This window comes from Streptomyces griseomycini (assembly GCF_014203535.1).
GTDB classification, from domain to species: domain Bacteria; phylum Actinomycetota; class Actinomycetes; order Streptomycetales; family Streptomycetaceae; genus Streptomyces; species Streptomyces griseomycini.
Map to the genome: position 1 here is coordinate 34,064 of NZ_JACHJI010000027.1, position 18,847 is coordinate 52,910.

General features: G+C 69.0%; 23 protein-coding genes and 5 pseudogenes. 14 read left to right on the forward strand and 14 right to left on the reverse strand.

Annotated elements, in window-relative coordinates:
* The first annotated feature begins 56 nt into the window (after positions 1 to 56).
* The gene (locus tag FHS37_RS40700; protein ID WP_268254614.1) at positions 57 to 188 is read left to right on the forward strand and encodes a hypothetical protein; all 132 of its coding nucleotides are present in this window, start codon (positions 57 to 59) and stop codon (positions 186 to 188) included.
* Positions 189 to 462: 274 nt separating this feature from the next.
* On the opposite strand, the gene FHS37_RS36705 is transcribed toward FHS37_RS40700, so the two are convergent.
* On the reverse strand, positions 463 to 960 hold the full coding sequence (locus FHS37_RS36705; protein WP_184829327.1) for a hypothetical protein: 498 nt from the start codon (positions 958 to 960) through the stop codon (positions 463 to 465).
* A 189-nt stretch (positions 961 to 1,149) separates the two neighbouring features.
* Between FHS37_RS36705 and FHS37_RS36710 the strand changes: the two genes are divergently transcribed.
* Positions 1,150 to 1,911: a replication-relaxation family protein gene (locus FHS37_RS36710; RefSeq protein WP_184829328.1), complete on the forward strand. Its 762-nt coding sequence runs from the start codon at positions 1,150 to 1,152 to the stop codon at positions 1,909 to 1,911.
* A 141-nt stretch (positions 1,912 to 2,052) separates the two neighbouring features.
* Here FHS37_RS36710 and FHS37_RS36715 read toward each other — a convergent pair whose 3' ends face one another.
* On the reverse strand, positions 2,053 to 2,319 hold the full coding sequence (locus FHS37_RS36715) for a hypothetical protein (RefSeq protein WP_184829329.1): 267 nt from the start codon (positions 2,317 to 2,319) through the stop codon (positions 2,053 to 2,055).
* A 191-nt stretch (positions 2,320 to 2,510) separates the two neighbouring features.
* Here FHS37_RS36715 and FHS37_RS36720 point away from each other — a divergent pair, with 191 nt between their 5' ends.
* Together FHS37_RS36720 and FHS37_RS36725 are read left to right on the forward strand one after the other, a co-directional pair.
* Positions 2,511 to 2,876 carry an STAS domain-containing protein gene (locus FHS37_RS36720; protein ID WP_184829330.1) on the forward strand — a complete coding sequence of 122 codons (366 nt, stop codon included), beginning with the start codon at positions 2,511 to 2,513 and terminating at the stop codon, positions 2,874 to 2,876.
* A 503-nt stretch (positions 2,877 to 3,379) separates the two neighbouring features.
* On the forward strand, positions 3,380 to 4,279 hold the full coding sequence (locus tag FHS37_RS36725) for a macrolide 2'-phosphotransferase (RefSeq protein WP_184829331.1): 900 nt from the start codon (positions 3,380 to 3,382) through the stop codon (positions 4,277 to 4,279).
* Positions 4,280 to 4,419: 140 nt separating this feature from the next.
* On the opposite strand, the pseudogene FHS37_RS40345 reads toward FHS37_RS36725, so the two are convergent.
* From FHS37_RS40345 to FHS37_RS36740, 4 genes and pseudogenes are all read right to left on the reverse strand, one after another.
* Positions 4,420 to 4,688, reverse strand: a pseudogene (locus FHS37_RS40345) (hypothetical protein); the annotation flags it as partial.
* Positions 4,689 to 5,236: 548 nt separating this feature from the next.
* Positions 5,237 to 5,644, reverse strand: a complete 408-nt coding sequence (locus tag FHS37_RS36730) for an STAS domain-containing protein (protein WP_184829333.1) — start codon at positions 5,642 to 5,644, stop codon at positions 5,237 to 5,239.
* The gene (locus FHS37_RS36735; protein WP_184829356.1) at positions 5,641 to 6,825 is read right to left on the reverse strand and encodes a PP2C family protein-serine/threonine phosphatase; all 1,185 of its coding nucleotides are present in this window, start codon (positions 6,823 to 6,825) and stop codon (positions 5,641 to 5,643) included. The genes FHS37_RS36730 and FHS37_RS36735 overlap by 4 nt, the downstream gene beginning before the upstream one ends.
* 712 nt (positions 6,826 to 7,537) lie before the next feature.
* Positions 7,538 to 7,717, reverse strand: a pseudogene (locus FHS37_RS36740) (transposase); the annotation flags it as partial.
* A gap of 250 nt (positions 7,718 to 7,967) precedes the next feature.
* Between FHS37_RS36740 and FHS37_RS36745 the strand changes: the two are divergent.
* The 3 genes and pseudogenes from FHS37_RS36745 to FHS37_RS41390 form a co-directional block, all read left to right on the forward strand.
* Entirely contained in the window at positions 7,968 to 8,501 is a 534-nt protein-coding gene (locus FHS37_RS36745; protein WP_184829338.1) for a hypothetical protein, read from the forward strand.
* On the forward strand, positions 8,498 to 8,968 hold the full coding sequence (locus FHS37_RS36750) for a GNAT family N-acetyltransferase (protein ID WP_184829340.1): 471 nt from the start codon (positions 8,498 to 8,500) through the stop codon (positions 8,966 to 8,968). Before FHS37_RS36745 ends, FHS37_RS36750 begins: the two co-directional genes overlap by 4 nt.
* A 158-nt stretch (positions 8,969 to 9,126) precedes the next feature.
* Positions 9,127 to 9,284, forward strand: a pseudogene (locus FHS37_RS41390) (IS110 family transposase); the annotation flags it as partial.
* On the opposite strand, the gene FHS37_RS36760 reads toward FHS37_RS41390, so the two are convergent.
* From FHS37_RS36760 to FHS37_RS36785, 6 genes and pseudogenes are all read right to left on the reverse strand, one after another.
* Positions 9,228 to 9,593 (reverse strand): transposase, encoded by a 366-nt coding sequence (locus tag FHS37_RS36760; protein ID WP_184829357.1) that lies wholly within the window; start codon positions 9,591 to 9,593, stop codon positions 9,228 to 9,230. The pseudogene FHS37_RS41390 and the gene FHS37_RS36760 overlap by 57 nt on opposite strands.
* Before the next feature lie 167 nt (positions 9,594 to 9,760).
* Positions 9,761 to 10,378 carry a GNAT family N-acetyltransferase gene (locus tag FHS37_RS36765; RefSeq protein WP_184829342.1) on the reverse strand — a complete coding sequence of 206 codons (618 nt, stop codon included), beginning with the start codon at positions 10,376 to 10,378 and terminating at the stop codon, positions 9,761 to 9,763.
* A 313-nt stretch (positions 10,379 to 10,691) separates the two neighbouring features.
* On the reverse strand, positions 10,692 to 11,024 hold the full coding sequence (locus FHS37_RS36770) for a hypothetical protein (protein WP_184829363.1): 333 nt from the start codon (positions 11,022 to 11,024) through the stop codon (positions 10,692 to 10,694).
* The gene (locus FHS37_RS36775; RefSeq protein ID WP_311136982.1) at positions 10,942 to 11,343 is read right to left on the reverse strand and encodes a transposase family protein; all 402 of its coding nucleotides are present in this window, start codon (positions 11,341 to 11,343) and stop codon (positions 10,942 to 10,944) included. Before FHS37_RS36775 ends, FHS37_RS36770 begins: the two co-directional genes overlap by 83 nt.
* Positions 11,344 to 11,503: 160 nt before the next feature.
* Positions 11,504 to 12,667, reverse strand: coding sequence for a pentapeptide repeat-containing protein (locus tag FHS37_RS36780; protein ID WP_184829346.1), 1,164 nt, complete (start codon positions 12,665 to 12,667; stop codon positions 11,504 to 11,506).
* Between the two features lie 103 nt (positions 12,668 to 12,770).
* Positions 12,771 to 12,955, reverse strand: a pseudogene (locus FHS37_RS36785) (IS701 family transposase); the annotation flags it as partial.
* A 58-nt stretch (positions 12,956 to 13,013) separates the two neighbouring features.
* Between FHS37_RS36785 and FHS37_RS41245 the strand changes: the two are divergent.
* The 5 genes and pseudogenes from FHS37_RS41245 (at position 13,014) to FHS37_RS36810 (ending at position 15,393) form a co-directional block, all read left to right on the forward strand.
* The gene (locus FHS37_RS41245; protein ID WP_184829348.1) at positions 13,014 to 13,154 is read left to right on the forward strand and encodes a hypothetical protein; all 141 of its coding nucleotides are present in this window, start codon (positions 13,014 to 13,016) and stop codon (positions 13,152 to 13,154) included.
* A 92-nt stretch (positions 13,155 to 13,246) separates the two neighbouring features.
* Positions 13,247 to 13,746 (forward strand): annotated as a pseudogene (locus FHS37_RS36795) (IS6 family transposase); the annotation flags it as partial.
* A gap of 4 nt (positions 13,747 to 13,750) precedes the next feature.
* Complete coding sequence (locus FHS37_RS36800; protein ID WP_245005782.1) at positions 13,751 to 13,993, forward strand: hypothetical protein; 243 nt, start codon at positions 13,751 to 13,753, stop codon at positions 13,991 to 13,993.
* 735 nt (positions 13,994 to 14,728) lie between these two features.
* Complete coding sequence (locus tag FHS37_RS36805) at positions 14,729 to 15,151, forward strand: DUF1622 domain-containing protein (protein WP_184829350.1); 423 nt, start codon at positions 14,729 to 14,731, stop codon at positions 15,149 to 15,151.
* Positions 15,148 to 15,393 carry a DUF1622 domain-containing protein gene (locus tag FHS37_RS36810; RefSeq protein WP_184829352.1) on the forward strand — a complete coding sequence of 82 codons (246 nt, stop codon included), beginning with the start codon at positions 15,148 to 15,150 and terminating at the stop codon, positions 15,391 to 15,393. The genes FHS37_RS36805 and FHS37_RS36810 overlap by 4 nt, the downstream gene beginning before the upstream one ends.
* Before the next feature lie 75 nt (positions 15,394 to 15,468).
* Here the strand turns inward: FHS37_RS36810 and FHS37_RS36815 are convergent, their stop codons facing one another.
* Complete coding sequence (locus FHS37_RS36815; protein WP_184829353.1) at positions 15,469 to 15,831, reverse strand: STAS domain-containing protein; 363 nt, start codon at positions 15,829 to 15,831, stop codon at positions 15,469 to 15,471.
* Positions 15,832 to 16,016: 185 nt separating this feature from the next.
* Here FHS37_RS36815 and FHS37_RS36820 point away from each other — a divergent pair, with 185 nt between their 5' ends.
* Both FHS37_RS36820 and FHS37_RS36825 read left to right on the forward strand, forming a co-directional pair.
* Positions 16,017 to 16,502 (forward strand): ATP-binding protein, encoded by a 486-nt coding sequence (locus FHS37_RS36820; protein ID WP_184829354.1) that lies wholly within the window; start codon positions 16,017 to 16,019, stop codon positions 16,500 to 16,502.
* 314 nt (positions 16,503 to 16,816) lie between these two features.
* Positions 16,817 to 17,236, forward strand: coding sequence for a CBS domain-containing protein (locus FHS37_RS36825; protein ID WP_184829355.1), 420 nt, complete (start codon positions 16,817 to 16,819; stop codon positions 17,234 to 17,236).
* Positions 17,237 to 17,605: 369 nt separating this feature from the next.
* Here the strand turns inward: FHS37_RS36825 and FHS37_RS36830 are convergent, their stop codons facing one another.
* Positions 17,606 to 18,769: a cation:proton antiporter domain-containing protein gene (locus tag FHS37_RS36830; protein ID WP_245005783.1), complete on the reverse strand. Its 1,164-nt coding sequence runs from the start codon at positions 18,767 to 18,769 to the stop codon at positions 17,606 to 17,608.
* Positions 18,770 to 18,847 lie beyond the last annotated feature (78 nt).

Below are 18,847 nucleotides of genomic sequence, written 5' to 3' on the forward strand. Positions count from 1 at the left end.
TCATCGGGTCGGCCGCCCCTGCGGGCCGACCTCCGTCGACCCCGAGGAAGCCCCCCATGACAGCCACCCCCGTCGTGCTCGCCGCGACCCCACTCACCGGTCACGTCCGGCCGATCCTGAACCTCGCCCGCCACCTCGTCAGCCGTACGAGCGGGGCGCGGTTGGTGGTCGAGACTGCGTCGACGTAGTCGGCTGTAGGTATCGCATGCGCGTGTCCCGCTTCGCTACGGCGGCCCGCTCGATGCGGAATGCGGAGGACTCGCCGACGCGCAAGGCGCCACAGGTCACCTCACTGCCCCGGCCCTTGGGTCGGCTACAAGTTCCAGCAGTGGTTGTTGACCGTCTCGGGAGGCAGCCGAACCGGTTCAGGGCCGGTGCTGATGGGAACGGGAGGCACCTGGCAGCTCGTCCTGCTCCCGGACGTTGCGGCGATCCTTCCGACCGTGGACCTTCGGACAGACATCAGACTGTTCGCCAGCGCGGGGCCTGGTCGTCGGGGGCGTCCGGGGAGGCGAAGTGGAACGGCACCCCGAGGGAGTCGGCCAGGGCACGGCCCGCCGCTGCGGCGACAAGGCCCGGCGGGTGTCCGCCAGGGCGGTGGTGGACAGTCGCCAGATGGCTTTCCCCAGCCGGGTCCAGGACCGCGACCAGTACCACGAACCAGTCATGGACGGTGTCGCCGTCCCACAGAGCCTCCACCGCGGCCACCTGGCCCGGGAGTGCCGCGGCGCGGGCTGTGAGTGAGGGGAGGTCGAGCGGATCGGGCGGCCTATGCTGCACACGGTCGCCGAGGGCCTCGTAGCGCGCGTGGACCACCTGCTCAGCCTCGTGCAGACCCAGCCCCAACGGCCGCAAGGCCTCCCACGCGGTCTTGACCGCCATCAAGTAGCGATCACGCAGCACACACGCGTCGACCTCCCGGCGGGTCCGTTCCTCCAGATAGGCCCACCAGCCGCTCATCCGGCGTCCGGGCAGGATCTCGTGGCGCGCGTCATGACGCGAACATACGGCAGCACACCACCAACGCCCCAGCCGGCCCCCGAGAATGCAGAGCACTGCCGGAACCCGTGAACATCCCGTCCCGGTCCCGAACGCCTCGTGTCTCCGGATCGGTCTCGAAGCACTGTCCGCCTTCATGGACGAAGGGGTATGGCCCCCACCCAGCACGGGGCGCAGATCGCCAGTGAATGGCCCGAGCTACGGGGCCGGCGACCCCCGCGGAGCGCGGGGGACCGGACGGCGGTGCGGTTGGAAGTCGGACACGGACTGACGGTGACCGGGACCGCGCTGGCATTCCTGCAGGACGCCCGCCGCCGCAGCGACGTGTGCCGGTCCCTGGACTGGATCCCGAAGTTCACCACCCCCTCGGGGGCTGCGAAGCCGTCGTCCCCCGACGCCCTGCTCCACTACCGACGCCACCACGCGGACCGTACGGACGGTGCGAACCGCATGAACGGCACGGACGACGGCAACGGGGACGGGAACGATGTCAGGGGTGGGGTGATGCTGCGGGCGTTCATCGAAGTCGACCGCGCCACCATGGGCCCCGAACGCCTCGCCACCAAACTCAGCAGCTACGCACGCCTCCGCAGTTACACGCCCGCACCCGTGACCCGGCAGCGGCAACAACCCTTCCCCGAACCGATCCAAGAAAGCCGGCGACGGCGTTACCCCCTCTTCCCCCGCCTCCTGTTCATCCTCGACGGCACCGGCCCCACAGGCGTCGAAGTCCGCATCCACGCTCTACGGGCAGCAGCCCGCGATGTCGCGCCGGCCGGCTTCCTGCGCGACGTGCCTGTCCTGACCACACCGATGACCGACCTGCTCCGCCACGGTCCTACCGCGCCCGTCTGGCGGCCCATCCAGGAACCCGACCACAGGACCGGCTGGATGCACACCCGACACCCGTAACCGACTATGCCGGGTCCGCGCAATCAGGCATTGTGAGGACCCGACCGCAGCGACCAGGACCCCGACCATGAGGCCTACCCAACAGGTCAACGCCATGCGCGGACCATCGCGCAACACCTGCGCAGCCGCATACTGAAGTGATCAGGGTTCAAGCGCCGGGCCCTCCCGCGCCCGGCACAGCCGCCGACTACGCAGTGCGCATCCACCGGGCTGCGCGGGACGGTCCTCGGCGACGGAGTCGTGCCCGGTGACGGCGTCGCTTGGGGTGTCGGTGAGGGTGATGCGCTTGCCGGGCGGCTCGCGCCGGACAAGGAAGATGGCGGCGTGGTGGCGGGCGTCGGCGATGCAGCCGCCGTCCGCGTCCGGCGGCCTGCAGCCGTCCCCGTCCGCTTGAGATTCCACCGGCATCGCCACTCTCCTGCGCCTTCATCCCGGCGGGGGTATCCCGTCTCGTGGCTGTGCATGCCGCAAGGAGCCGGGGTCCGGCACGGCCGCCGCGATGCATCCCGCCACGTCCAGGGGGCAGACTCGTGCACATACGCCCCCACCCCCCGGAACGAGCCTGAGCGCACTGGAGGGGACGAGGAATCGAGGAGACGGTGGCCGACGCAGCGCACACCCACCGGCCGGACCGGCTTTTGATCGCGCACCGTGAGGTCGACGGCATCCGTGTCGTGACCGTGCGAGGCGAGATCGATCACGACGTCCGGGACACCTTCAGCCAGGCGCTGGCCCTCGACGACACGACGGGGCCGACGCGGACCGTGGTGGACCTCAGCGGTGTGCCCTTCATGGACTCCAGCGGCGTCAACGTCCTGCTCGCTCTTTACCGGACCACCCGCGACACTGAGGGCTGGCTGCGCATCGCCGGCGCCCGGCCTCCAGTCCTGCGGATCCTGCAGGTCCTCGGCATCGACGCCGTCATCGCCTGCCACCCCACCCTTGAACAGGCCCTGGCCAGCTGACCCCCACCCCGCACCCCCGCGACACAAAACCGCTACATTTTGCCCGCTCACTCCCCCGATTACGAGCCGTAGGCGGTGGTTACCTGCCCAGAGCGGGGTTGGGAAGCAGCCCCGCCGAGTCCTCCGAGCGCACGCCCCGGAGGACTCGCCACCAGACAGCCACGCCTTCGCACGGCCCTGAGCCGGCGCGCCCGAGGACAGGGGCGGCGACCTCGAAGACCATGACCGACCACACCGCGGTACGGCTGTGGGTCGGGCACGGGCTGAGCGTGACCGAGACCGCGCTCGCCTTCCTTCAGGACGCCCGCCCAGGCGCCCGACAACGTGACAGCGCCCTTCCACGACCTGGTCCCCGTTCAGGCCGAGCTGGATCGCCGGTCCGCCCCACGAGGCGGCCGCCGCGATCCGGTCGGCCGCCGCAGCAGTGGACAACTGCGCCGCCGACATGGCTGGTGAGGGGAAAAAGCTGGAAGTGGTGCAGGCGCAGGTGAGAGCGTGGTCCCATGAGCATGATCGATGACGTCATCGCCCTGGCCGCCGCCCACGGCCCGCGCCTGTCCGCGCAGAGCGCCACCGTGAACGAGGCGGGCCTGGACTACCGCGTCGTCATGGCCTCCGACGCGACCGGTCAGAGGTGGGTGCTGCGCATACCGCGCCGCGTCGACGTCTCCGAGGGTATGGCCGCCGAGACGCGCGTCCTCGACCTGGTCGCTCCTGTCCTGGCCGAGGACGGTGTCGCGGTCCCCGACTGGCAGATCCGCTCCCCCGAGCTGATCGCCTACCCGGCCCTGCCCGGCGCTCCGGGTCTGACCCTGACCGACACCGGGGAGCCCGACTGGCACATGGACCCCGCCAGCCCGGACTACGCCGAGCGCCTGGGGCGCCTGCTGGCCCGTCTGCACTCCATCACCCCGGAGCAGGCCGAAGCCGCAGGCGTCGAGGTCCGCACCCCGGCCCAGGTGCGTCAGGCGTGGCAGGACGACATCGCCCGCGTGAGCGAGGCCTTCACCGTCCTCCCCGCCCTGACCGAAGCCTGGCAGGCCTGGCTCGAGGACGACACCTGCTGGCCCGAGCAGACCGTGATGACCCACGGCGAGATCTACCCCGCGCACGTGCTGTTCGACGAGGAGGGCACGATCACCGGGGTCCTGGACTGGACCACCGCCCGCGTGGACGACCCCGCCCGTGACCTGTCCGCCCAGTACGGCGCCGCGGGCGAAGAGATGCTGCAGGCCACCCTCACCGCGTACGAGCAGGCGGGCGGGCGCGTCCACCCCGGCCTGGCAGCCCAGACGAAGCACCTGTGGGACGCCTCCCCGATCGGGTACGCCCTGTACGCGCTGACCACCGGCGCCGATACCGACCTGGCCACCGCGGCGGCGATGCTGGACCCCGAGGCCTGATACTCCGCCGGCGGCCGCACGGCCTTGGTTGATGTACTTGTGCAGGAGGTTGAGGCGGCCGGCGAGGTCGGGTCTGGTTGGTGATGTGGTCGGGGTTGGAAGGAGCTCCGGTGGGATGGCTGTGGTCGGGCTGATAGTCCGGGCGTGTCGCTGATCCGCTCCCAGCGGTCCGGGTCGCCGGGGCGCGGGTCGTACAGGGCCCGGCCGCCGGCGCCGAACGCCCCAGCCCGGTGGCCAGCGCGACGCCGGTGTCGACCTCGTCGGGCGTGAATCCGGTGATGTCGAGCAGCAGGCCGTCCACTGGGCCGCCGATCAGTTCGGCGTAGCGCCGGTCGGCTCGCGGGCCGGGGTGGTCGTGGTCGGCTCCGTGGACCCGGCGGCGTGGCAGCTGCTCGTCATCACGGTCCATCCGTTCAGCCCGGCAGGCTGCAGGGCTCCCCACCCCGTTACAGCAACCGTGGTGTTCAGCGAGCGCGGTGTCCAGGGATTGACGGATGGCACAGGGCAGGTCCCGTGTGCGGGCCCAGACGACGATGTGCTCGGCCACCCGCCGCAACTTGATGTTGGTGCGCTGGAAGACCTCCACAACAGCGCGCAGCCCTTGGTCCGGATCCAGTCCGCCCAAGCGATGACCGCACCGATCGCCTGATCGACCACCGCATGCGCGGTCAGGGCCTCATGCAGCTGACGGATCTGTTCCTTCAGCTCGCTGATCCGATGCTGGAGGACCTCATGGCCGGGCAGTGGACTCGGCTCCGCTCAAGCAGGCCAGCCGCACTGGAGACGAGCCTGCCCAGCACCGCCCCGCGCTTCCGTGCATGCCACAGCCGGCGACCACGGTGCTCCGGTCCACCGCTGGCCGGGAAGCTGACCGCCTCGTCGGCCCATCGGGCCGCGGCACGTTACAGCCTGTCGGCCGCGGGCGCGCTGCGGCCGTCTGTCGGGGTTCTTGGCCGGTCAGTCGGGCACCGAGTCGGCGGTGGGATAGCTGCGCAGTACCTGGTCCACGCCGGTCACGGCCAGCATGTGGCGTACGCGTTCGCTGGGTGCGATCAACGCAAGGCGGACGCCGTTGGTTCTGGCGGTGCGGTAGGCCGTGATCAGGCAGGTCAGGCCGGTGGAGTCCAGGAACGTGACCCCGGACAGGTCCAGGAGAACGCTGTGGCCGTCGGTGAGCAGCAGTGGCTGCAGGGTGTCGGCGAGTCGGTGGGCGGTGTGCAGGTCGAGGGCGCCTCGGACCGTGACCAGGTGGCGGTCGGTGCTTGTCCGGCGGACGTCAACGTGCGGGACGTGCTGCTGATCGTCCAGGGTGGGCGGCTGGTTGGTGCTTGTCGCCGTGTCTTTGCGCGCGTGGGGGCGGGTCATGGGATCAGCTCCTGCTGGTGGCCGCCGCGCCACTCGGTGAGCAGGACGGCGGCGTCGTCGTCGAGCTTGCCGTCGTGGTGTTCCATGACGGCGGTCATCAGCCGACGCAGGGTTTCGTGCAGGGTGTGCCGGCCGGAGTGGTGGCGGCGGATGAAGTCGACGAAGCGGTCCCGGCCGAACTCGACTCCGCGGGCGTCGCGGGCCTCGACGATTCCGTCGGTGTACAGCAGCAGGCGGTCCCCGGGTTCCAGCTGCTCGGTGGCCATGATGATGGGCAGGCCCAGGCCGGTACCCATGGGCCCGGCCGGGGGGCAGGCGAGTTCGCTGGTCCAGCGGCTGTCGCGGATCAGGATCGGCAGATGGTGACCGCGGTTGATCCACGTCAGTCTGCCGCTTTCCATGTCCAGGTCTGCCAGGATCGCAGTGACGTAGCGGTGGGCGTTGAACTGCTCGATCAGGGCGCGCTCCACTGCCTGGCTGGTCTCCGCGAGCGTGGCGCCCTGTCGGCGGGCGTTTCGGCAGGCGGCCACGGCGACGTTGGCGGTGATGCCGGCGGTGGTGTCGTGGCCCATGGCATCGAAGACGCCCAGATGGAGGGTGTGGCCGGCCACGGCGTAGTCGAAGGCGTCCCCGCCGACCTGGTAGGCGGGTTCCATCACCGCGCCGACGGTGGTGGCGTGCCCGGCGTAGGCGGGCGGCGGGGTCAGGTTCCACTGCATCTCCGCGGCCACGTTCATCGGCTCGGTGCGCACCAGGCGGGCGTAGGAGTCGCTGAAGGACCGTTTGCTCAGCAGCAGCAGGGCCACCATCGACGCCAGGTCCTTCAAGGCCTGGCGGACGGGTTCCGTGTCGGTGTCGGTGTCAGCCCGCAGCACCCCCAGACGCTCCACACCGTCGGTGATGGCCACCCACCACCGCCGCCGCGCACCGTCACCCACCCGGGCCCGTGTGGACTCGGGGATCACTTCCACACGCTGGTAGGCCTGGCCGGGCAGGCTGCCCGACACGGTGAACTCCTGCCCGCCCTCCCCTGCGTCCAGCCCCCAACCGGTGAGTTCGCGCAGTACCGTCTCCTGGACGTCCACCAGGAAAACAGCCGTGTCGTGCATGCCCGCCGAGGCGGCATGGTCGGCGACCAACTGCGGAAGCTGCTCGAGCGTGATCGTATGACTGGCCTGCATCAACCGCACCAGCGACACCGCACTACTCTCCGTCACGGTCCTGGATCCCCTCGCCGGGCGGACATACAAGGCCCTGAACGGCGCGCCGCTTCGCGGCCTCACGACCACGTCTGTGCCCTTTGCCCTTTTTCCCTCAATCATCCCGCAAGTACCCCCTCCACGGCGGCATGCACCGATCGGCAGCAAGGGATGGCCCCTGGTCGCACATCCGATTCCGGGACCCGGCCGGGACGATGCCAGAGCCTGCAAGCCCGGTCCTCTCCTGTCGGCCACGCCGTCTCCACCGCTGAAGAGCGAAGCGACCTGCGGGGAGCACAACACCGCCGCAACGCAGCAGCCAGCCCGGCCTCCCGCCGCCACGGCAGCAAGAATCTGCTGGAGGCGTCCTACGGTGACAGCCACGTACACCCGTTCGCACGAGCTGTCACTGGAACGGCCTGGATGCACGGTGCGCGCCGGAGTGGTCACCGTACGACAGCCGCCGCCTGTTCGTTCGAGGCGTGAGCTCAACCGCGATCTCCCGCCCTCGTGTCAGTACACGACCTGGACATTTACCGCTCAGTGACAGTGAAGACATCTCTGATCTCTCACCTCAAGACAGTGACCCCACCCACCGAAACAGCCACTGACCAGCACCAACACACAAACCCCACTGTCACGAAACCGAGAGATCGCAGCCGTCGTCGCGGCCTCCGGGCACGGCCTGTGAGTCGTCCTTGCGAACCCACGTCCGCGGCGACTCCGCGGTGATGCCGAGGTCCGCGGCCACCGCCGCGTACGTCCGCTTGCCGGCCGCAGCGCGGCAGAGCGCGACGGCCTCCTTCCTGAACCCCTCCGGATACGGAGGCTTGCCTTCCACCTGGGCATCCCTCCCTGAACCATCAAGATCCATCGTCAGGGTTTCCACACCAAAGGATCATCCTCAGTCACCGGCAGGCCGATTCCCGTTGACATGCCGAGGGGAGGCCGCTTCTTCCGTTCCGGGTGGATCAGCGGCTGAGTCCGCGGCCCATGGGATTGACCACCGTGACTTGAGTCATGGACTTCGAGTGGTGGCAGCGGGTCTCGCAGTCGCGGGCCAGGCGGCAGTGCGGATCGTCCGCCCATGGTGGCTGCTGTGGGCGAGCATGCATCATGACCGTATGACGGATCTTACTGAAGTCCGATCTGGACGGTCTCCGGCACCTGGCAGCACCGACGCGTTGCGCGCGCTGGCCGATGGCCACCATGCCCGGACTGTGCGCGCCCTGGGTTGCTCCGAGGTTGCCAGGCACGCGGTGAAGTCTTACGCGATCGAGGCGCCCGGCCGGACCGTGACGGACCAGGATGCACAAGCAGCGGTGCGGATCGCGGCCGATCACCTGTCGTCGGCGTACCTGCGGGGCTCGCTCGGGTTGGCTGTGCTGCTGGTGCACGCCGGTGGTGACGGTGATTACGTTCTGGTGCACACGTGGATCGAGGGTTACATGTCCGACCTTGCTGTCTTCACCGGGCCGGTGGGTGATGTCAGCCGGCTGCGGCCTGGCCGGTCGGGTCTTGCTCCGTGCGTCTGGGAAGCGGCGGTACTGGCTCACGAGCGGGACGCGTTCAGCCGGCACGTGCTGGACGGAGACGGCGCGCTTGAGGAGCGGCTGGACGTGTGGCGCGGTGACGTACTCGAAGGCGAGGTTCGATGACGGCTGTCGGGATGCCGCGGGTGCGGCACGCACGGCCCGTCGATCTCTCGCACATCGCCCTGCTGGCTGCTGAGCATGCGGCGTACGAGAACGCGGGGCAGCCGCCTGCCGATCTGTCCCGGCGGCTGGATGCGCTGCTCTTCGGTTCCGCGGCTGGGCGGCTGCGCTGCTTCGTCGCGGAGCTGGGCGACGGCGAGATCATCGGGTACGCCTCGTGCGCGCCTGAGGTGTCCACTTGGGACGGTGCGGAGTACCTCCACATGGACTGCCTCTTCCTGCGGGAGCACTACCGGGGCCTGGGGGTCGGCCGGATGCTGGTGGATGCCGTGCTGGACGAAGCACGTGCACTCGGACTTGACCAAGTGCAGTGGCAGACTCCCCCTTGGAACAAGGACGCGATCAGGTTCTACGACCGGCTGGGCGCTCAAGCGAAGGAGAAGCGGCGTTACTTCCTGCCCATCCACTGAATCGGTTGCGGCCCTCCCCCATTGCCTTCTTCGTGGCTCCGCAACGGATCCTCCGGTCTTCGGGTGCGGCATGGCTTCTCCCTTGTTGTTCATGATCCGGAGGGGGTGCCACCAGGCCCGGAATCATCGACGGACCCGGTGATGAAGGGCTTGAGCGTCGGCTTCACGGCCTGCTCATCCCGATCCGCTCGTCACCGGAACGGGTTCTGGACCGCGGTTGCAGCACCCGGCGGTGTCGGCTTTGCGGGAACGGTTCGGGTCACCGGCCCAGATTCGCAAGGCTGGCCGTCGGCGGCTGGTCACCCTGCTGCGGCCGTAGGCGTCGCGGACGGCCGAACGGCCGGTTACGGACGCTGACCGCGAGCTGGTAGTTGGCGCGTTCGCCCGGGGCTCCGCAGTACTGCGGACCCCGGCGGCTGGCGCTCTCCCTTCCTCGGGCACCGACACGTCGTCGATCCCGCCAGGCCGTCGGAGCGAGGAGCGGCAGCATGCGCTCGCAGATCCACCGCCGCACCGGCACGGGACCCCGGGCGGACCGGTTCACGAGCTGCCGCAGGTTCTGTTCGTTGCCGTCCGGTAATCGTGAAGCCATGGCCTGGACCGGCTCGCGGCGGCAGTCCAGCATCAGTACCCGCAGGGAGCGGTCGTCCTCAGCCCGCCGGTCCTGCGCGGCGCCGATGCGGACACATCAGCCACGTACAACGCCGACTTCGCCCGTACGCGGTTCACTTCGTGCGTGTCCGCACATCCGCCATGCCCCGGACGAGACCGGCGGAAAGACCTGGCGGAGTCCTACTGATGCCGCCCCTGTGGCGGATGGAGGTCGAGGATCATGTCGAGTGCCTGTGTGCCGTCCGCGCCGGTGAAGGAGCCGACGGTTCGGAATGCCTGTTTCTCGTAGTATCGAATGGCGCGTGGGTTGTCGGTGAGAACACCACCCCACAGGATGATTCTCTTTTTGCCGAAACGTCGTGCGACGTCCGCGACGAGGGGGAAGACCTGTGTCCCCACTCCCCTGCCCTGATAGTCGTCAGCGAGAGTCGGGCCGAATCGACAGTCCGTCGCCGTCAGCTGGATGCCTGCTCTTCGGTAGCGGGCGATGTCCGACGGGTGGAGATCGAGGCTGAGTTCCAGGAGGCCGACGACCCTGCCGGACGGCACCTCCTCGAGCACCAGCCTGAGCTTGTCGTAACGGGCGATCGCGTCACACAGCTCCCGGGCAGCCCCGAGGTCGTATCCGTCGAACGTACTCAGCCGCCTCGATTCGGCGGACAACCCTTCCAAGAAGGCTGCCAGATGAGCCGCGTCAGCGGACGTGAGCGGGCGGAAGACGACCTCCGAACCGTCGTCCAGACTCAAGTGCCGGGTCAGGACAAGGGGGTCCTCGGCGACCGCCGTCAAGGTGAGCATCCAGCAGCCCTCCGCTCAGACTCGGTGGCATGAACCTACTGGCCGCCGGCCTTCGACGACAATGCTCAGCCTGCAACGACACAGGTGAGCCACTTTGGTCTCACACCAGCATGGTCGATACCGGTGGGTGATCGAGAGGGCTGTCTCCCGGTGGTCGGGCTGCCGCCGTGCGCCCCGGTGTCACGGGCAAAGGCCTGAGCACATCCCCGGCTTCGCCGCAGTCCTCGCCCACCATCGCCGACTCGTCGGGAGGTGGCTGTCAGACCCATGCCCGGTGGGTGGTGGCGATGTCCCGGACCCGGCGGGACAGACCCTACCCCTGGTGGAAGCGGTCACTGACCTGCACGGCCACAGGGACTCCGTCGGTGATTCCCTGCCGGTGGGCCAGCGAGCCGTCGCGGCAGACGAGCCCGACACCGGGATGCTCACAGAGCCAGCGGCTGAGCTGTTCGGCGTCCCGCCCCTCCCACGGCGTGAACAGGGGCCGGGTAGCGGCGTCGGCCAACAGGGCTCCGTAGATGTCGCCGCAGAGGGCGAAGCCGTCCACTCCCAGCGCCCGGGGTCTACGAGGGGCAGGCAGCGGTATCCGCATCAGCTGCGAGGGGACGGTGCACCGCGAGAACGCGACGTTCAGGATCTGCGGCATCCCCGGCCCGCCACCAGCCCCCACAGCTTCGACCACCCGCCGGAGCAGGGGCGCGCCGCTGGGAGTGCGCCGTCAGCCCCGGCACCCGCTCGGCGGACGTCGCCTTCACGCACGCGGTGTTCTCGCAGAACAGACGGCGCGCGCTCAGCTCGATCAACACCGGACGGTCACCCGACGACGCATGGGCGAGTCCTCTGACGTAACGGCTGTGGCACCGCCCGCTCAGCATCCCGCAGCCGGTGCAGGCCGTGGGAACACACGACCGCGTACGCGCACGGACAAGCACCGCAGGCCCGGAATCGTCGACCGACGGGACCATCACACCCGCCAAGTGCAGTGGCGACCGGTGTAGTTCAACTGAGCACGCTCAAAGACGGCCCGTTCCTCGTGTCCTTGGCGTGCCCAGCGTGGCCGCCCCGCAGAACTCGGGCCAGGATCCGTTTCTCGAAGACAGCGGGGTCCTCACCGAACCGCCCTGATCACGGCATGGACCGCAAGGGCGGGTGCTGTGTCGTTATCCCCGGTGGCTGGAGCAGGGGCGGGACCTCCGGGCCGGGGTCCTCGGTGACGACGACTCCCGCAGCCGCGTGGTCGAAGCTGACGGGCCAGCGGGTGAGTTGACTGGCCAGGGCGCCGGTCAGCTGTGCCTGGTCGAGGTCGGCCGTGCTCAGGTCGGTGCCGCGCAGGTCGGCCAGGCGCAGGTCGGCGCGGCGGAAGACGGTGCCCTCGGCGTCGGCCTTGCGCAGGTTCGCCTCGCGCAGGTCGGCGTCGGTGAAGTCAGCGTTCCGTAGGTCGGTTTCGACGAGTCGAGCACCCCGCAGGTCGGTCAGGACGCAGCGGCCCCGGCGCAGGATTGCGGTCGTCAGGTCGGCGTGCCGCAGGTTGGCCGAGACGAGGGAGGTCTGGGTCAGATTGGCGTGGTAGAGGCCTGCCGCCTCCATGCAGACGCGGTCGAGGTTGACCTCGGGTAGCCACAGCCCGTCGCAGTCGGCCCGACGCAGGTCGGTGGCGCTGAGGTTGACCCAGCGCTGCTCGCGGTGCTGGCACAGCACACCGAGGCCGGTCAGCGCCACCTGGGCATCGGGGGCACGGGCCTCCAGCGGCGCGATGTCGTTGATGGGCATGTCCTCCGCCGGCTGCTCCGGCCCGCGGGGCGGCCAGGGCAGGTGCGTGCGCAGGTACGCGGCCTGGATGGAGATGACGGCTTCGCGGTCGCGGGCCGACTGCTCCGCGATCCGCCACAGTGCGTGGAACCCGCCGATGCGCACATCCAGCTTGTCGCTGCCGAGCTGGTCGACCGCCCGGCTGAACCGGTCGGTGATGTACCCCTCCTGGGTGAGGCGCAGGTTGTCCTGGCTGATCCGCAGCTGCCGCCAGGTGGCGTACGCGCCGACGAGCACCACCAAGCCGCCGATCACCTGCAGAAGAGCCGTCCGGACATCGTTCACCGCCTTCAATCGGTCCTGCGGGGCGACGCTCGCCCCGGCGAGATCGTGGTCGACCACGACGCCCGGCAGAACGACGAACACGGTTCCCAGAACCACCAGGCCCACCGCTCCGGCCAGCAACCCCACGGCTCCACGACGCCTGCCCAGCCGCTCGCGCCGCGGCCGCCGACCGTTGTCCGACTCCCCCGTCCCCATGGGCACGGGAGCCTAATGGGACTCCGTCAGGTTTGTCTTGATGTCGTGTGCGGTCTGCTGGGCAGGGGCTGGTCGCAGGTGGCGCAGATGCCGGTCCGGCACCTCAAGATGTTCTGGAGGGCGCCGAGGATCTGGTAGGGGGTGGGTGCGGTCCAGGTGCTTCTGGGGCCAGACGCTGTTCGGTGAGAAACGCGTGGGCGGCGGTCACGAGGGTGACGTGGTGGTGCCGGCCGGGCCAGGACCGGCCTCGAAGTGGTCCAGGCCCAGGCCGTGCTTGAGTTCGCGGTGGACATCTCACGGCTTTGACTCGTCAAGCGACCATGGCGACTTGTGGAGGGAAGGCCGTGTGCTCGTCGAAAAGCGCGCGGTGCTGGAGGCACTGGTAGAGCTGGCCGGTCATGCGGTCGAACAGGTTCCTTTGGGCGGCTGCGTGCCAGTCTCCGTGCTCGTCTCGGCGCCTGCGGTGGCGGGCCTTGGCACTGGGTGAGCCGTTCATCGCCGGGAACGCCCGGAGAGGCGCTGTCACGTTGGCCGGCCGGTGGAATGATCTTTGGTCGACCGGGCCGGGAGGGATCGTTCGTGGGGAGCGCGTCGCTGTCGTACAAGGGCACCGGTACCTGGTCGAGGCCATCTCCCCTTGCGTGTGGCTGTGCTTCCGCCTCCCGCTGTCGTTCCGCGAGGTGGAGGAGCTGATGCTCGAGCGTGGGATCGTCGTCTCCCACGAGACGGTGCGCCGCTGGTGTGCCACGTTCGGGCAGCGGTACGCAAGCGCGCTGCGCCGTCGGCAGCTCCGCCCTGGTGACAAGCGGCATCTGGAGAGGGCCTTCGTCAAGATCAACGGTGAGCAACGGTGCCTGCGGCGAGCCGTTGACCAGAACGGCTGCGTGCTGGACATCCTGGTGCAGAACTGCCGGGACAGGGCCGCGGCCAGGCACTTCTTCCGCAGGTTGATGGAGAAGATCGGTGCGGTGCCGCGGGTGATCGTCGCCGGCAGGCTCCGCTCCTACGGCGCGGCCCATCGCGAGGCCATGCCCTCGGTGGAACATCGCTCGCATCGGCGGCACCATGATCCGGTACGCGCATGTGGCTGAGCCGCGAGGCGAGCCATGGCAGCCAGGAGACAACGTCCCCGCCTACGTGTGGCTCCACGACAAGGGCGGCGACGCCGACAGGCTCGTGGGTGCCAGCGCGCCGAACGCGGCCCCGGTGAACATCGTCGACTCCGGCGGCAAGGTACTTTCCGACGGGGTGGACCTGCCGACGAACAAGCTCTGGAGCGCGAGCCGGGCAAGGCCCGCATGGTGCTGCGGGACGTGCGCCAGCTGATCAGGGACGGCGACTTCGTGAAGTTCACCATGGAATTCGAGAAGGCGGGGCCAGTCACCTTCAACATCCAGCCGTAGGACACAACGGCGGCCCTGGTCCCTATCGAGCCGTGACGTCCCAGGGCCACCGGTGTACCGGCGGATTTGCCGGATGAGAGGCGCGGTCCGACCTGCACGAGGGGCTGGGTTCGGACCGCCATGCGTGACCAGTGTCCTGGCCCACTGGGTACGGTTTAAGCAGCGACACGATCATTTTATTATTCAGCACTGAACCGTTCCGACTTCTCTGCCGCCGATCGGTGGCCTGCGGAAGCTTTCAAGAGCCGCGGCTTTTCGTCCATCCGGCTGCCCAGGACAGGCATGGTGGCAGCAGCCGACGGACCTGCGTTCACGCGGTCCGTGAGCCATGCACCGCAGGTTCTCCGGAGTGGCCCAACCACACCGACTCGCGCCGTCCCCGGACGGATCCGTTCCCTTCCGAAGAAGAGCACGCTGGTGTACTCCCGGTTCTCGATGCCGGGTGTTTTTGTGATGTGGACCCGCTGTTCCTACCCGTTCGGAGGGAGGCGGATTTACACAGCAACTCTGTGGTATGTGGCTGCGGTCAGATACGCCGGCGCTCTGCGCAGGACGCCGCTCCTCTTCAGGCCCTTTTGGTTGTGGGGTGATGTGGCCGATTGCCTTCGGCGATTCCGCCCGCCGTGCCGGCTAGATCAGGTGGGGTACCCGGCCGACCATGAACGTTTCCCTGTCGGTGGAAGTACTGCCCGAGTCCATGCTCCGTGATGTGGTGGACCTGCTGGTGAGACTGGTGGAGGCGGCCGGGGCCCTGATCATCTTCCTGGGAGCCGTCTGGGCGTTCGGCCGCTTCCTCCTGGCAGGGATCCGCGGCGGCGGCGTGGGCCGCGAGTTCAACAAGATCCGGCTCTCCCTGGGCCGGTTCCTGGCACTGGGCCTGGAGTTCCAGCTGGCCGGGGATGTGCTGCGCACCGCTATCGCGCCGAGTTTCACCGAGATCGGACAGCTCGCCGCGATCGCCGCGATCCGGACGGCCCTGAACTACTTCCTCAGCCGGGAGATCGCCAATGAGCGTGCCGAGATCGAGCGCGAGCGCCGCAAGGAGGCAGACGACTTCAGTCCTCCGGCGGGGCCGGCGTGACCGCCCTTCTGCACCTGGCCGCCCTCGCCGCCACCGCCTTCGGGCTCGTCGCCTCTGCGGTGGTGCTCGTGGCGGCGAGACGGCTGATGATCGGCTTGGCCGTTCTGCTGGACTTCCTCATCGCCGCAGGGCTGCTGCGGCTGGCGGGTGAGCCGAGCTGGGACGCCATCGTGACGGCCGCCACCGTGATCGCCGTCCGCAAGCTCGTCACCGCAGGCCTGCGCCTCTCTCCACCGCGCTGACCCGAGTGGCCGGAAAGGCCGGCATGGTGCAGGCAGCCTTGCCCCGTCTGGGGCGAAGCGAGGGAACGCGAGTGGTCAGGGGGTGAGGGCCTGGCGGAGGGTGGGGTGGCACTCGACGAGGTCATCGACGCCGACGAGCTGCAGGACCCGCAGTACGGAGTCGGTGGGTGCGGCCAGACGCAGCCAGCCGCCCGCCTGTGTGACGTTCTGGTAGGCGGCTATGAGGACGTTGATGCCGCTGGAGTCCATGAAGGTGACTTGACCCAGATCGATCACGATGCGGGGCCGGGCGGTACCGGTGACGTCCAGGGCCTGCCTGAGCTGGTCCCCGGTGTGGTGGTCGAGCTCCCCGGCCAGGGTCAGCACACGGATACCGTCCGTGGCGGCGGCCACGACTGACAGCCAGCCCGACTGTTCGGCTTGTCCGGCGTCTGTCATTTGCTTCTGCCCTTCAGACATATGAGTGATACTTGCACATCAAAACCTTCACCCGGGAGTGCTGCCCTGCACGATGCGGGTGATGCTCGTGCGTTGGTGCGGAACCGGCGCAGGAGTGTGGGCGTGTACCGCGGGGGTGCGGGTATGCGCCGGGGGGGGTGAACGGGGCAGTGAAGGTGGCGGGGATGGAATCAGTGCCTTTGGATGAGGACGGCACCACGCCGGAGGCGCAGGACATACAGACCACGGTGGCTTTGGACGGTGACGGCACGGACATCGCCCAGGCCCGCCACCTGGCTGCGGGCTTCCTCACCCGTGTACAGGCCGAGCACGGCCTGCCGGTCTCTCAGCGAGCCATGGACCTGACCCAGCTGGTGGTCAGTGAGCTGGTCACCAATGCCCGCAAGTACGCGCCCGGCCCGGTGCTGCTGGACTTGCGCATCACCGGCGCCGGCGGCCTGGTCGAGGTGGTGGTGTGGGACTCCGATCCAGTACTGCCGGTGGCGCGGGCGGCCGATGCCGGACGGGTGGGGCAGCACGGGCTGGAGATCGTGATGGCCGTCGCTCAGGGATTCGAGGCCCAGCGGGAGCCGGTCGGCAAACGCATCACCGCCCGCATCGCTCTCCTGGACGGCCCTGACGGTGATATCACCGGGCAGATCCCCCTATAACGCGGCGCCGGAGTGCAGGCGTGAACGGGAGAGCGCTCGCAGCCCTGGCAGAGGGAGGCACCGGCCTTGCCGGTGAGACGGAACCTTGTTTGCCGCAGTGCACGTCCCACCCGCTGCACGGGTGAAACAAGTACAAATAATACGAAAGACGGCTTTCCCTTGCATGGTCATGTGATGCGCCGGGTCAGGCAGCACGCGACCGGGCGAGCGAAGAATCCCGCGATGTGCGCAGGCTGCGCATACCTGGTGGTATGCGGTGAGAACGGGGCCCGGCCAGGCCCCGTTCCTGATGCACTGCAGGAGAAGGAGAAGCGGTGGCTCAGCAGGCGCGTGACGTCATGACCATCCGCCCCCTGGCAGTGGGCCCCGGCACTGGGGTGCAGCAGGTAGCCGCTGTGATGCGGGATGAGAGCATCGGTGCCGCACTGGTGATCGACAACGGCCGACTGCGGGGTCTGGGCACCGACCGGGACCTGACCATGCGCATCCTCGCCGACGGCGGCGACGTGACGGGCCGGACCGTGGGTGAGGCGTGCAGCAGTGAACTGGTCACCGTAGCTCCCGACGACGACATCGACCGAGCGGTGCAGCTGATGCGTTCCGAAGCGCTGCACAGGCTCCCGGTCGTCGACAATGGGCAGCCGGTCGGCATCATCGCCTTGGATGACCTCGCCGAGGAACGCGACCCCGACTCCGCGCTGGGTAACATCAGCGCGGCCGATCCCAACGCGTAAGAGCCACGGGGCCGTACGGCATACAAGCATGTCCGGGCAGGCGAGTGGCTGTGACGCTCAGGCATGCCGACGAGGATCCAAGCCGGTCCAGGCCGGAAACGGACGCGGAGCTCAAGCCGCGTCTGTGCCTTCGAGGTCCGGTGTCTCCCGTAGAGCAGTACGCGCTCGAGGCCCTGGAAGGCAGCCCGTGCACCAGCAGCGGCAGGGCTACGCCGAAGAGGAGTCCGAGGAGCGGGTCGATGAATCCCCTGTCCCCGGTGGTACGCACGGCGCCCCTGCTCGCGCGTATCGGCACATCCTGCCGGGCTGCATACGGCCATACCGCCGTCGTGTCCGGCCGGACGCGGCCTGGAACCATCAGCGGCAAACTCACCCTGCGCCGCTTTCGGAGGCCTTCGTCCGCTGGTCCGCTGTACGGTAGGCCTTCAGTCCTGGTGTGGTGGTGACGCCGTGTACCACGGTGCTGGCGGCGATGACCAGTGTCCCGGCGGCCAGTACCTGCGGACCGGCGCCGAGCCGGTGGGCCTCCATCGTCAGGTAGAACAGGGCTGAGACTCCGATGGGCCCGAACCAGCCCAGGAAGAGCGCGTCACGCCACGTCAGGGACAGCGGGCGCTTCAGGGCGAGCACGACCGGCATACGGCGCAGCAGCAGCGCGCCCAGCACCAGCAGCAGACCGCGCCACCATCCCAGGTCGCCCCACTCCCGCCACGGGATCATGGCGCCGAACACCACGAACAGCGGCAGGACGGCGAACCGGTTGATCGCCTCATCGATCTTGTTCTCGGCCGTTCGTTCGTCGATCGAGCTGGTCGCGTTGAAGACCAGACCGGCGACGAAGACGGCCAGCACACCGTCGACATGCAGCAGCCCTGACAGGCCCAGCGTCAGCAGGGCGAGCATCAGGGTGTAGAGGAGCAGCGGGCCCGGCTGCATGGTGCGGTGCTTTTCGGCGCCCCGCAGCACTGTGCCGCCCAGCCAGCCGGTCGCCGCTCCCAGCAGCGTGGCGCCTGCGACCTGCCAGAGGGACTCCAGCACTGCCTCGCCACCGCTCAGAGGTCCGGCGATCGCGATCGCGGCAAGCACCAGGGGCAGGGCGAGGCCGTCGTTGGCGCCCGACTCCAGGGAGAGCAGTTGCCGGGTGCGCGCCGTGATGGTCTTTTCTGCGGGCCCTCCGGTGACGACGCTGGAGGCCAGTACCGGATCCGTGGGACACAGGGCCGCGCCCAACAACGCCGCCGCGCCCAGCCCGGCCCCAAGAGCGGCGGCCGACACCGCTGTGGTCACCAGCGCCATCCCGGCCATCGCGACGATCAGCAGGAGTGCCACGGGTTTCGCTCGTGCCCGCACATCGCGGAACCGGTAACGCAGGGCCACGGCCATCACTGAGACGGCCAGGAGCAGGCGGCAGGCCTCGTGCAGCTCCTTGTGCCCGTCCACCACGGTGGGCAGGCCGATGACGTCGAGTCCTACGGGGCCGAAGGCGACACCGGTCACCAGGGCCAGCAGGGGGGCGCTTAGAGGTCCTAACAAAGGCGTTGGACGTGGCGGTGGGTGATGAGACAGGTGGCGAGGCCAAGGAAAGCTTCGTGGATGTCGTCGCGCCGTTCC